General features: G+C 41.5%; 7 protein-coding genes. 6 read left to right on the top strand and 1 reads right to left on the bottom strand.

From position 1 onward, the window contains the following. Positions 1–64: 64 nt before the first annotated feature. Positions 65–2,449 (top strand): hypothetical protein, encoded by a 2,385-nt coding sequence (locus CL667_16425; GenBank protein MAL19284.1) that lies wholly within the window; start codon positions 65–67, stop codon positions 2,447–2,449. Positions 2,450–2,510: 61 nt separating this feature from the next. Further along, positions 2,511–3,380, top strand: coding sequence for a polysaccharide deacetylase-like protein (locus tag CL667_16420; protein ID MAL19283.1), 870 nt, complete (start codon positions 2,511–2,513; stop codon positions 3,378–3,380). Here CL667_16420 and CL667_16415 read toward each other — a convergent pair. After that, positions 3,367–4,872: an amidase gene (locus CL667_16415; protein MAL19282.1), complete on the bottom strand. Its 1,506-nt coding sequence runs from the start codon at positions 4,870–4,872 to the stop codon at positions 3,367–3,369. The two genes, CL667_16420 and CL667_16415, sit on opposite strands and share 14 nt — an antisense overlap. 271 nt (positions 4,873–5,143) lie before the next feature. On the opposite strand from CL667_16415, the gene CL667_16410 reads away from it, so the two are divergent. The 4 genes from CL667_16410 to CL667_16395 all read left to right on the top strand — a co-directional run bounded on the left by CL667_16410 (position 5,144) and on the right by CL667_16395 (position 14,473). Next, complete coding sequence (locus tag CL667_16410) at positions 5,144–6,607, top strand: glycoside hydrolase family 29 (GenBank protein MAL19281.1); 1,464 nt, start codon at positions 5,144–5,146, stop codon at positions 6,605–6,607. Positions 6,608–6,751: 144 nt separating this feature from the next. Continuing rightward, positions 6,752–9,103 carry a transporter permease gene (locus CL667_16405; protein ID MAL19280.1) on the top strand — a complete coding sequence of 784 codons (2,352 nt, stop codon included), beginning with the start codon at positions 6,752–6,754 and terminating at the stop codon, positions 9,101–9,103. Positions 9,104–9,328: 225 nt separating this feature from the next. Beyond that, positions 9,329–11,746 (top strand): cell division protein FtsX, encoded by a 2,418-nt coding sequence (locus tag CL667_16400; GenBank protein ID MAL19279.1) that lies wholly within the window; start codon positions 9,329–9,331, stop codon positions 11,744–11,746. Between the two features lie 261 nt (positions 11,747–12,007). Next, positions 12,008–14,473, top strand: coding sequence for a macrolide ABC transporter permease (locus tag CL667_16395; protein MAL19278.1), 2,466 nt, complete (start codon positions 12,008–12,010; stop codon positions 14,471–14,473). Positions 14,474–14,481 lie beyond the last annotated feature (8 nt).

Raw genomic sequence — 14,481 nt, 5'->3', positions numbered from 1 at the left:
TTTTCCAACGCTAACAATGAACACTTCAACACATTACCAATTCAACGCATAAACACTTTGTACCATGCTTAAGAATTATATTAGAATTGCACTACGGAATATCCAAAAACACAAAGGGTATTCGGCGATAAACATTTCTGGTTTAGCCATTGGCATGGCTTGCTGCCTGTTAATACTGGTGTATGTTCGGCATGAACTTAGCTACGATCAGTTTCACGAAAAATCTGAAAGGATCGTTCGGGTGAGTATGGATACCGGGGAACAACGGCCCATTGCCGTTACCCCATCTATGGTAGCTCCAACCTTGAATCAGATATCGCCAGAAGTAGAAGAATGGGTTCGCCTTTATGAACCTACCCGTTACAGCCCAGCCATTATTACTAGTGGCCAAAATAAATTTCAGGAAGACCATTTCATGTATGCTGATTCCAGCTTCTTCAAGGTCTTTAGTTTTGAATTTATCGCAGGTAACCCTGAAACAGCACTTGACGACCCTCGGTCTTTGATTCTTCCACAGTCAACAGCGAGAAAGCTATTTGGTTCTGCAAATCCTATGGGTGAGACCGTAAATGCCCGCATCTCCAATACCGATATCGACTTTGAGGTAACCGGAGTTATCAAGGATGTTCCTACAAACTCACACTTCGATTTCGATTATCTTGCCTCATTAAATACGATTCAGAGGTGGTCTCAACTTGATGATTCCAATATTCGTGCCGCAAATTTCTATACCTACCTTCTTCTCAATAATGAGAGCTCAATTCCTTTGATTGAGAATACAACGGCTACTTTTATAGCTAACAACTTACCCGAAGAACGGATCAGGGGACTGAATTTCACTCCACTCACTGATCTCTATCTCAACTCAAACTTTGATTTTGAGATTCAGCCCATGAGCAGCATGCAGAATGTGATAGGTTTCATTTTCCTTGCCATCATGGTTTTGCTGATTGCCATTATTAATTACGTAAATCTGGCTACAGCACGTTCATCCAGAAGAGGAGCTGAAGTGGGAATTCGGAAGGCTTTGGGTGCGGTAAAAGGACAGCTCGTCCGGCAGTTTTATGGTGAGTCAATCTTGCTAACCATGATTTCTGTAGGTATTGCACTACTGTTGGTTGAGTTTTTCAAAGCTCCTTTCTTCGAGCTACTTGGGCAGGATGTTAGCTTTAATCTTTTTACGGATCCTTCTATTCTGATTTTATTGGCTGTGATCACACTTTTTACCGCAGCATTGGCTGGAAGTTATCCGGCTTTTCTGCTTTCCTCCTATCAACCTGTAAAAGTACTGAAGGGAATTCTTGGTGAAAAAGCTTCCGGAGGGATTCTCAGAAAAGGATTGGTTATCTCTCAATTTGGGATCTCAACCTTTCTCATTCTCTGTACCGTCATCATATTTCAACAAACAAATTTCATACTTACTTCAGATCTGGGTTTCGACAAGGAAGAAGTGATTGTACTACCAGCACGGGATAATCAGCTTGCTGACAAACAAGACTTACTGAAAGAAGAGATACTTCGACAGCCGGGAGTCGTTAATGCCACCTATATGTCTAACGTCCCCGGTAAAGTTTTTGGGGGATATGGTTCTGTACACAATTCCACCATGGAAGCTATAGGCACAGCTGCTGGAGCGGCCGACGCCGACTTAACGGAGACTTTAGGCATCGAGCTAATTGCTGGCACTGGCTTTCCCAAAAATCCTACTTACACCCGTGAGCAAGGCTACCGGTATTTGATTAATGAGAAACTCGCAAGTGCACACGGCTGGGAACCGGAAGAAGCCATCGGTCAATTTTTTAACGTAGTAGGTAACCGTGAAGGAGAAGTGGTAGGAGTTATGAAAGACTTCAATTACCAGTCTTTAAGAGAAGAAGTGGAACCTCTCGCACTATTCATGCATGAACAAATGTATAATTACCTGCTGATTAAAGTTGCTCCGGAAAACATCAGAGGAACAATAGCGTCACTGGAAAATACCTGGGACAATATTGCTCCCCACCGACCATTTGAGTTCGAATTCATGGATCAGCAACTGAACGCCTTATATCAATCAGAATTACGAACCCGTGACCTTTCAATGGTCTTTTCAGGATTGGCGATATTCATAGCCTGCCTGGGTTTAATCGGACTTTCCTCCTTCCTCATAGAGCGCCGGGCTAAAGAAATTGGAATACGAAAAGTATTAGGAGCTTCTGTAGCAGGAATTGTTGCCCTCCTGTCATCTGACTTCCTGAAGTTAGTGGGAATCGGATTTCTGGTTGGAGCCCCCATAGCTTGGTATCTCATGGAGCAATGGCTCACCAACTTTGCCTACCGCATCGATATCGGCGTTATGGTTTTTCTGTCTGTTGGAATAATTGCAGCATTCATCGCCATCCTCACGGTAAGCTGGCAATCCATAAAAGCTGCTTTAGCAAATCCTGTAGATAGTTTGAAAAGTGAATAGAATATTTTTTGTAGCCTTAGTTCTTACTCTTTTTAGTTCCTTTGCATTTGCTCAACAACAAATGGCCGTCACTGTAGATGACCTTCCAGTTGTTCATTATGGTATTCAAGATCCTGAGTTCCAAAAGGAACTTACTCTTCAACTCATCAAAACTTTTGAGGAGTATAGTATCCCAGCCATTGGCTATGTGAATGAGGGTAAACTTTATGATGATGGCAAACTGGATTCTAACAAGGTTCAACTTTTAGAACTTTGGCTAAGCAATGGTTTTGAATTGGGTAATCATACCTTTAGTCATCCCAATTATCATGAAACACCTTTTCATAGATTCTCCGCTAATGTTCTGAGAGGAGAAAAAATCACAAAACCTCTTTCCCAAAAACATGACCTCCCTTACCGATATTTCCGGCATCCTTACTTGCGAATTGGCACTTCCCAATCACATGCCGATTCCCTTCGCAGGTTTCTTCAACAAAATGGATACACTCCGGCTCCCGTTACCATTGATAATGAAGACTACATTTTTGCCAAAGCCTACCACATTGCATATAGCCGAAATGACCGTGAACTGATGGGAAAGGTTGGAGAAACTTATGTGGAATACATGGAAGAAAAACTTCAGTTCTACGAAAAATCGTCAGAGACTTTATTTGGCAGAAATATCCCACAAACCCTTCTGATTCATGCCAACCTTCTGAATGCTCACTATCTGGATGACTTAGCAGAAATGTATGTGAGCTATGGATATTCCTTTATTTCTCAGGAAGAAGTTTTAGAAGACGAATCTTATCAAACACCGGTAACCCGTTACGGACCGTGGGGTATTTCCTGGATTGATCGATGGGCTATCAGTCGTGGAGTAGATCGGACATTTTTTGAGGATGATCCCCTTACTCCGGATTTTATTAAAGATCTGTCTAATAACCGCTAGCAGATCCGGTCGATTTTTTCAAACCCTGTTTTCTCTGAGCTGTATTGACGGCATGCGGTAAATTTGGAGACTTTCTATGCTTCGTGCCCACTTCATAAGCGTAAGCATAACTCAGCACTTTATGATCCTCAAAAATTCGGCCTAAAAACTGAATTCCAGCCGGCAGATTTTCATCTAAAAACCCCATGGGAACGGTGACTGCCGGTTGCCCAGTATGCGGAGCTATGATATGATTATTATCTCCCAGCGTGTGATAGGTACTTGCTTTCACAGGTGGTTTATTCCAGGACGGGTAAATAATTACATCTACTCTATTCCTGTTCATGCTGCTTTCTATAGCCTCTCGAAAAGCAATTCTTTTTGTATCGGAAAAAGGACCGCCACAAACTGTTTCGCCCTGTTGGTTCATATATTGCTGATAGTTGATAAGATCGCTTTCGATATACTTGGAGTACTTACCGGAAGCCACTAATTCTTTTAAGTCTGAAAAGGGAGCATCTTCACCAATTTCTTCTAAAAAGGCATTCAAATCATCCTGAAAAACAGCACACCATTGATTGTGGCGAAGTGCATCGAATCCTGGAACCTCAAAAGGATCTATGATGATGGCTCCCATTTCTCTTAAACCCTCAATAGCCTGATCAAATAAATCATTCATCGCTGGGCTTGCATAATCACTGAGCTTTCTAAATACCCCAACCCTCACCCCGGATAGGGAACCCCGCTTTAAATATTTTGTGTAGCTATCCGGCTTTTTTTCTTTACCAAACTCAGTAATAGGATCCTTGTGATCGTAGCCATTTATTACTTCCACGACTCTGGCTGCATCTTCAACTGTTCTCGTCATGGGACCGGGAACATCATTTCGGAGGTTAAGAGGAACAATTCCTTTCCTACTTGTCAAACCCATGGAGGGCCGAACTCCAACCAATGCATTGTGTGATGAAGGCCCACGAATTGAACCGCCTGTATCCGTTCCTATTCCAACCATTCCAAAATTTGATGTTATAGCCGCAGCCGTACCTCCGCTTGAACCAGCTGTAGCATAGGCCGTGTTATACGGATTCAGAGTCTCTCCCGTCAAAGAGCTGATGGTTACGTTTGAGTTAATTCCCCATTCAGCCATGTTCGATTTTGCAAGGATTATAGCACCCGCTTCTTTTAACCGAACCACGATGGAAGCATCTTCTTTTGGCATATAGCCTTTGAGTGCCAATGAACCTGCCGTAGTCTCCATGCCTGCCACATTGATATTTTCCTTCACAATTACAGGAATTCCATGGAGAGGACGAAGTTTGCCAGTGGTTTTAAATTCCTCATCTAGCAGGCGGGCCGATTCCAGGGCCTGTTTATTAATCGCGGTAATAGCGTTAATTTTTGTAGGCTGATCAAATTTTTGAATTCGATCCAGGTAAATAGTTACCAGTTCTTCAGCCGTGAGATTCCCTTTCTTGAAAGCAGCATGAACTTCTTTAATGGTGAGCTCAGCCACGTTAAATTTCTTCTTTTCCGAAGATGGCGAATTCTGCCACGCTAAGGTCTCATTTTGTATCGTCACTGTAAAGATGACTATGAGAATTATGAAAACAAAAAAGCTTTTTAGACCCAATGTATTGATGAATTTTTAGTGCTTAATGAAAACGAAATTAAATAGGAATTATTCATTATCATCGTAAAAATATATTCGTAGAAATTTTTTACAATTCTGAAAAAATCAATGACCGATTGATGGTTTTCTATTTTTTAGCTTCAAGCCTACTCTTATGAAAAACCCACTCAGCCTTCCGAAACTCACACTTTCTTTGCTCGCTTTACTGTTCGGTAGTTTCTCAGCAGTTTCTCAAGTAGCAGCGCCCTCTCCAATCGGCCCCGTGTCTGATGAACATCAGATGATGTGGCATCAGATGGAAATGAACGCTTTTATTCACTTTAGCATCAATACATTCACCGATAAAGAATGGGGGTTTGGGGATGAGTCTCCGGAGCTTTTCAACCCTGCTCAACTTGATACCGAGCAATGGACTCAGGTTTTGAAGGAAACGGGCTTTAAGGGAGTAATACTTACCGTAAAACACCATGATGGCTTCTCGCTTTGGCCCACCGAATATTCAGATCATTCCATCGAAAACAGTCCTTACAAAAATGGCGAGGGAGACATCGTCAAGGAGCTCTCTGATGCCTGCAAAAAATATGGGTTAAAGTTCGGTATATATCTTTCTCCATGGGATCGCAATCATCCCAAGTATGGGCAACCCGAATACATAACCTACTATCGAAATCAGCTTACTGAATTGTTCACAAATTATGGTGATGTATTTGAAATGTGGTTTGATGGAGCCAATGGTGGTGACGGCTATTACGGTGGCGCAAATGAAACCCGAACCATCGACAAACAGAATTACTATGATTGGCCTGCTACCCTTGCCCATGTTTCGGATATGCAGCCGGATGTATTGTTCTTCAGTGATGCCGGACCCGATTTAAGATGGGCTGGAAATGAAAATGGTGTAGGCGGAAAGACCAACTGGAATACCATCACCCCAGACACAATCTATGCCGGGAAACCCGGAATTGGTGGCTTATTGAATACCGGTTCTATCGACGGGACTGATTGGATTCCGGCCGAAGTAAATACTTCTATCCGCCCGGGTTGGTTTTATCATGAAAAAGAAGATTCGCTCGTTAAAACACCGAACGAATTGCTCGATACCTACTTAACTTCTGTCGGTCGCGGCTCTACGTTATTACTCAATATCCCACCCGATCAACGAGGGCTTTTCCATGAAAATGACGTGCAGGCTTTAAAAGAATGGAGAGCCTTACTTGACCGTGAGTTTGGCAAGAATCTGGCTATGAATGCTCAAGTCACCACTAATACTTTCAGAGGATCTGACCGTCGGTTTAGTCCGGGTAACGTCATCGATAACGACCCGGAAACGTATTGGGCTACGGATGATGAAATTCATACCGGAACTTTAGAATTAGACCTTGGATCATCCCAAGAAGTTAAATACATCGTGTTGCAGGAATACATCCAGCTTGGACAGCGCGTTAAAGCTTTTGAAATAGAACTCTGGGATGGAAAAAGCTGGAGCAAAGCTGCAGATGAAACCACCATAGGGTATAAGAGAATTCTGGAAATTGGTCCTGTCATGACTGAAAAGATCAGGGTTAAGATTATTGACTCTAAAGCGGCTCCTGTCATTTCCAATATCGAAGTCTATTAATAACGCTCCACAAACAAGTTTCCCCTTTTAAAAGTGGATACTTTATGGACGTAAAAGAACTATTCTCTAAGGAAAAACAATTTTCTCTGTAACGATTTAAGATTTTAGACGTGTAATCCCCGCAACACTTAATCGGGTTAGACCATGTTTAAAAATTATCTTAAAACTGCTTTTCGGAGTTTCAAACGTCACAAAAGTTCTTTTCTAATTAATGTTATCGGGCTCTCCATTGGGATGGCTTGCAGTATCTTGATTCTGCTTTGGGTACTCGATGAACTTGAGTATGATCGCTTCCATGCTGATGTTGACCAGATATATCAGGTTATGGAGCATCAGTCCTACTCTGCGGATGTCATGACTACCCTTTCGACACCCGGTATTCTTGCGCCCGCACTTAAAGAGGAAGTACCTGAATTCCAGTACACCTCAACTTACACTTGGCCTGTGGAGTATCTATTCACAAAAGAGAGTAAATCTTTAAAGGAAACCGGGTTTTATGCACGGCCCGATATCTTCCACATTCTTGACATCAACTTACTTCATGGCAATCGGGATGAACTTATCAATAGTCCAAAAACGGTCGTTGTATCAAAAGAGATTGCGGTAAAATACTTTGGAACCGAAAATGCCGTAGGTGAATCTATTACCCTGAATTCAAATGCTGTCCATACTGTAACTGGTGTTTTTGAAAAACTGCCTGAAAATTCCAGCTTCCAATTTGATTACGTACTCCCCTTTGAAGACTGGTTAGCCAATAATGATTGGGCAACTTCCTGGGGAAATAACGGTCCCCGAACCATCACTAAGCTTTACCCCGGTGTTGATGTGGATGCCCTCAACAGAAAGATTGCTGATTTTGTACAGCAGAAGGATGAAGATGACTCCAATGTCGAACTTTTCGTGTATCCTTCTGCTGATTTATATCTCTATGGTCAGTTTGAGAATCGAGTACAAACCGGTGGCCGCATCGATTATGTTCGCCTATTTACTGTAGTTGCTATTTTCATCTTGTTAATTGCCTGTATCAACTTTATGAATTTAAGCACGGCTAAAGCAACTAAGCGGGCAAAAGAAGTTGGAATCCGAAAGTCAATCGGTGCCAGTCAGGGTTCATTGATTGGTCAATTTCTCGGTGAGTCTATGATGATCACTTTTTTCTCGCTGATTGTTTCTGTGTTTTTTGTTGAATTGAGCCTCCCGGTATTTAATGACCTCACCAGTAAAGCCATTGATGTACAATATGGAGACCCAACACTTCTATTGATCTTCTTGGGAACCGCTCTCTTTACCGGGTTTATAGCCGGAAGTTATCCCGCTTTCTATCTTTCTTCTTTTGAGGCTGTTAAAACACTCAAAGGAAATCTTAAAATTTCGGGGAGTGAGGCATTTGCCCGAAAAGGATTGGTTGTATTTCAATTCACCCTTTCGGTCATCCTGATTATCTCTACCATCGTGGTGTACCAACAAATTCAATACACACAGAATAAAAGCCTGGGTTATAAAAAAGAAAACCTGATTACATTCACAGTTGAGGGCGATGTTCGCAATAACTGGGACACCTTTAAAGAACAGATTAAAACCATTCCAGGTGTTGTAAATGCTTCCAGGTCTAATTCTTCATTCCTTGGGCGGAATTCAAATACATCCGGATTAGACTGGCCTGGCAAACTGCCCGATACACAAATATTGTTTGAAAATGTATCAGCCGATTATGGCCTTGTCGAGACTATGGGCTTTGAGGTAATTTCAGGGCGCACGCACTCCGAAGAATTTGGAGCCGATACTTCCCGAATCCTTATTAATGAAGTAGCTGCTAACGTCATGGGACTCGATAACCCTGTTGGCCAATTCATTACCCTTTGGGGTGAAGAAACAGAAATCATTGGCTTGGTAAGAGACTTCAATTATGAAAATCTACGTAATGATATTGAACCTTTATTCTTTCGCTTAAGTGAATTTGGAGGCTCTGCCTATGTTCGAATAGAATCGGATAATATCCGGGAAACGCTGGCTCAAGTCGAAGATAAATACAAAGAATTCAACCCCACCTATCCATTTGCCTATGAGTTCATGGATGACCAATACGCCGCATTATACCGGAGTGAACAGCGCATAGGAGATTTAGCAAAATACTTTTCCATTTTTGCTGTCATCATTTCCTGTCTTGGATTATTTGGCTTATCAGCCTTTACTGCAGAACAGCGAGCTAAAGAAATTGGGGTTCGAAAGGTATTGGGAGCAACCGTTCAAAGTTTGGTTATTCACCTTACCAAAGATTTCACCAAACTGGTTCTTATTGCCATCCTTATAGCTATTCCTGTTTCTTGGTGGATGATGGATACCTGGCTCTCTGATTTTGCATACAACGCCGGGCTAAGCTGGTGGATTTTTGCCGGTTCCGGATTTCTTGCAGTAGTAATAGCCTGGCTAACAGTAAGCTGGCAGTCCATTAAAGCTGCACTCATGAATCCGGTTCAGAGTTTGAAGAGTGAGTGATTTGTTACGTGCTAAAGTGTTTAAGTGTTTGAGGCACTTAAACACTCAAATACGTTAAACCTTACTGTCCACAAGCGCACACCCGGTGTTTAAAAGCGAACAGGCTTACATAGCAAAAGTTTATTTAGAGAGCTTTGAAGGGGTTCTCTAAACTTTGGTACGATAGTTGGATAGCTAATCTTGTTTCTATTTGATTAACAACGTATCCACAAAACGGAGCTAGCTATGTTTAAGAACTATTTTAAAATTGCCCTCAGGAATCTTTTCAAAAATAGACTTTACTCTGTTATTAATATTCTTGGTTTATCTGTTGGGTTAGGCTGCGTTATGTTAATTACTGTATATGTAATGCATGAACTTTCTTATGACAAATTTCATGAAAATTATACTGAGTTATACAGAGTAACCGAGAGCTATAAAGCTGATGGCAATACCGATACCTATGCAACTACCTATTCAGCACTGGCTCCCGCTTTGGAAATGGAGTTTCCAACCATAAAAAGGGTTACACATTTATATCCAAGTTCAGGGTTAATCACCGGACCTGATAACACTAGTTACCAAGAAGATGGGATTGTCTTGGCAGACTCTTCATTCTTTGAAATGTTTTCCTTTCCCTTAAAAAAAGGAAACCCAGCTACCGCTTTAGATAAACCATTTACTTTGGTCATCACAGAACAAGTAGCCACAAAGTTTTTTGGCGATGAAGATCCTATGGGAAAGTCTTTAAGACTTAAGGACTCAAGAAATACTTTTGATTTTGAAATTACAGGAGTTGCGTTAAACCCACCAAGCAACTCTCATATTCAGTTTGATTATGTTATCTCATATGAAAGTTTGAGCCGCCTCAGACCTTGGGAATATAACGTGAAATATCATCCCCCAATGTATACCTATGTTCAGTTAAACAAGCCTGAGGATGTACAGGGCCTTATATTTCAATTTCCTGCATTTGAGGAAAAATATTATGGGAATGAGTACGCTGAGGCCAGCAGTTTTGGCCTTCAACCTATCTCTGATATTCATCTCCACTCAAACCTTCAGAATGAAATATCTGCTAATTTTGACATTACCTACATCTACATCTTTTCCGGAATAGGACTTTTCATACTCATCATCGCTTGCACCAATTTTATGAACCTGGCTACCGCCAGATCTGCGAAAAGAGGCCTTGAGGTTGGAATGAGGAAAACAATGGGGGCAGTTCGGGGTCAGCTTATAGGCCAATTTTTAGGCGAAGCTATTATCATGACTGTACTGGGTTTTGGGTTTGCTCTGATTTTTGTTGAAGCTATTTTCCCTTACTTCAATGAATTAACCGGCTACAAACTTTCTCTGTCTTATTTTGCTGATTGGAATATTATCGTACCCGTTATTCTGGCTGTAGTTGGGATAGGTATTTTAGCAGGAAGCTATCCTGCTTTTTACTTGTCTTCATTTAAGCCCATTCAAACACTAAAAGGAAAAAGTATAACCGAAAAGTCATCGATTACTTCTTTCCGAAAAGGGCTGGTTGTATTTCAGTTTTGTGTTTCTACTGCACTCATCTTCGCTACCATTATCATAACCCAACAGCTAGACTATATTCAAAATAAAAAGCTGGGATTTGAAAAGGAGCAAGTTTTGATCATGCCCATCCGTGAAACGGCTAATCAGTTTAACATTTCTACGCTTAAAGAAGAGATTGAACGAATTCCGGGAGTTCAATCCGCCTCCGCCGCCTCTGGTTTACCAGGTATAAAATCTGGCATTCACGGTTTTATGGTGACTCCTGAAGATAACCCCGGCGACTCGGTTGGGATGCAAACCCTTACCGTTGATTTTGGTTATCTGGAAACACTTGGACTAAATCTGATTTCAGGAAGAGATTTCTCTGAAGAATTCTCCACCGATGAGGAAGAAGCATTTATCATAAACGAAACAGCAGCTAAACGCCTGGGATGGACAGACAATCCGTTAGATAAAGAGCTTACTCTTAGCTTTTATGTTACAGACTTAGTTCGCAAGAAAGGAAAAGTGATTGGTGTGGTAGAAGACTTCCAGTACAATTCTCTGCACAACAAAATAGACCCTGTCATTATTCATGTTTTTAAACGCACTTTTTATCACGACTATTTATCAGTCAAACTTACTTCAAATGAAATCAGAGATGTTGCTGCCAGCATTGAGGAAAAGTGGAGTGCCTTTAACCCAGAGCGTCCGTTTGAATATTTCTTTCTAGACACCACCTTCGACAGTATGTACCGCTCTGAGGCAAAGCTTAGTAATATATTTAAAGCTTTTGCCTTCATTGCTATCCTAATTGCAAGCCTTGGGCTACTTGGATTGGCTTCCTATAGTATTCAACAGCGGGTTAAAGAAATTGGCATCAGAAAAGTGATGGGGGCAACGGTCTCCGATATCGTGATGCTACTTGGAAAAGACTTTACCTTGCTTGTGATTTTAGCTCAGGTTCTTGCTCTCCCACTAGTCTATGTTTTTATGAACCGCTGGCTAAACAACTTCAGTGAACAAACCACCGTCTCATTATGGGTTTTTGTTCTTTGCTCATTAGCAGTACTGATTGTTTCTTGGTTTACCATTGGAGTTCAGGCCATTAAATCAGCCACAGCAAACCCCGTTAAAACACTTCGGAGTGAATAAACTAAAAATACAATAACCGGCTGCAGGAATTCACCTATCGCAACCCTATCCCGTGATGGAAATTCCTGTTAGCTGGTTTAATACCTTTCAATTATGTATTGAATACGGAAAAACCAAAACTGTTCGATAATGTACACCTGCTGTTTAATAGCGAACAGGCTCGTAGCTCTCTTTAGGCTTTAAAGCCCTTTTCATAACTATTTCCCGGTTTGGTATGATAGTTGAATAGTTAGGTATAGATAAAATTAACAGGATATTTCTATGCTGAAAAACTACTTCAAAATCGCCTTTCGGAACCTTTTTAAAAACAAGGTTTATTCGTCTATCAATATTTTTGGACTGGCAGCTGGAATTGCTTGCTGTATCCTCATAGCATTATATGTACATAATGAATGGAGCTACGACTCATTTCATTCTAAGGCGGATCGTACGTACCGTGTATGGTACGAAGAGACTACCCCCGATCAACGAGTACTTGCTAACACGGCAACGCCGGTGATCCTAAGTCCAACAATTCAGGATAACATCCCAGAGGTTGAACACATCACCTACCTATTTAACTTCAATAACCTGGTCAAAACTGTTCAAAAACCGGAAGCGCAAAGTGAAGGAGTCTTGGTTGTTAATGATGATTTCTTTCAGATGTTTGATTTTGAGCTATTGCAGGGAGATAAATCAACTATTTTCAACAACCCCTCATCGGTAGTGTTGTCTGAGTCTGTAGCAAAGCGACTTTTTGGAAATCAGAATCCGGTTCAACAGGGGTTATCCATTCGAATCGGAGATGAATATCAGGAATTTTCAATAAGTGGCGTCATTGAAGACACTCCAACTAATTCGAGCCTTCCCTACAATATTCTGATGCCCTACGAAAACCTTAAGAACCTCATTTCTGAGCAGGGCCGGCAGAGTTGGTTTAATATTTATGGAAGTACTTATCTCACTTTAAGCGAAGGTGTGGATCCCTCAACACTGGACGAGAAGTTTGCTGCTATGATGGAAAGCACTTTAGGCCCCGATGTGTATGAAGAAACCCAATACACAATTAACCTTCAGCCTTTGACAGATATTCACCTTAACACGGAACTTGCCGGCGGACTCGCCTCTGTAAGCGATCCTGTTTACTCTTATATACTCAGTGTAATCGCCTTCCTCATTTTGCTCATTGCCTGTGTCAATTTTATGACACTTTCCATCAGCCGTTCTACATCCAGAGCTAAAGAAGTAGGAATACGAAAAACTATCGGTGCGATTCGTCAACATTTGATGTATCAATTTTGGGGTGAAGCTCTCTTGATGACGGTCATTGCTTTTGTTTTTGGTCTTACCTTTGCTGAGTTTTTACTTCCTCTCTTTAATGAATTATCAGGAACAGAGCTGAACCTCAGTTACTCTCTCGGTATGATAGGTAGCCTTACTGTAACTGCTATCATTGTGAGTTTATTTGCAGGCATATATCCGGCATTGGTTTTATCCGGGTTCCGGCCGATTGAAGTACTTAAGGGACGAATTAGGATGTCATCTGGAAAAGGGCGCTTCCAACAGTTTATGGTGGTATTGCAGTTTGCTCTTTCTATTTCCCTGATCATTGGCACCATCACCATTCAACAGCAGTTAAACTATGTTCAAAACAAAAATCTCGGCTTTCAAAAGGATCAGGTTTTGGTATTTGATACAGGTATCACTAATACTCCACAAAACGATCCTGATGATGTATTTGAAAATGCTGCTCGTATTAAGCAATTGCTTGAAAATCAGCTTGGGGCTTCACCCGAAATAAGCTCCATTACAGTTTCTTCTTTCACTCCGGTTCAAACCGGTGGTTGGTTTCAGCTTGGCTTTACAGATAACGAACAACAAGTCCGTAACTTCCACGGTAATGTGGTTGATGCGGACTTTATTCCATCACTTGGTATTCAAGTTTTAGAAGGAAGAAATTTCTCAGAAGAAAACACCAGCGATCAGCGCCGGGCTATCATTGTAAATCAGGCGATGGTTGATTATTTCGGTTGGGAAAACCCTTTAGGCGAGAGCTTACCCGGACCGGAGTTTGTTGATCATGAAGTAATTGGCGTGGTTGAAAACTTCCATTATGAATCTCTGCATACCTCAGTAGATCCGCTAGCTATGTCTATGTCATTTGAAACTCTTTTTTCAGGAATCCAGAATCTGGGTATTAGCAATTCATTTGATCCCAGAATTTCTGTAAACCTCACAACATCTGATATCCAACAGACTGTAGGGAATATCCGGGAAGTATTTGCTACTGTTGCCCCTGGAACTCCCTTTAATTATACCTTTGTAGATCAGGCTTTGGATGCGCAATATCGACAAGAGCAAAGGTTGAGTAGAATTGTAGCTACGGGTTCCATCATCGCAATTATCATTGCCTGCCTTGGATTATTTGGCTTAGCATCGCTGATGGTCATCCGGAAAACCAAAGAGATCGGAGTTCGAAAGGTACTTGGAGCCTCTTCAGGTAATATCGTACTATTGGTCAATAAAGAATTCACAAAACTGGTCGCTATTGCTTTCGTAATTGCAGCTCCCGTTGCCTGGTATGGAATGAAAACCTGGCTTCAGGATTTTGCTTACCGCATTGAACTCGGCATCGGCATTTTTCTTTTGGCTGGGATGGTAACGCTTGCCGTGGCCTGGCTCACAGTGAGTTATCAGTCCATCAAAGCTACATTAATTAATCCAACTGAAAGTTTAAGAAGTGAATAATTTTACGT

It is taken from the genome of Balneola sp. (assembly GCA_002694685.1).
In the GTDB taxonomy this organism is placed as follows: domain Bacteria; phylum Bacteroidota; class Rhodothermia; order Balneolales; family Balneolaceae; genus Gracilimonas.
This window is presented reverse-complemented; position numbering and strand designations above follow the sequence as displayed.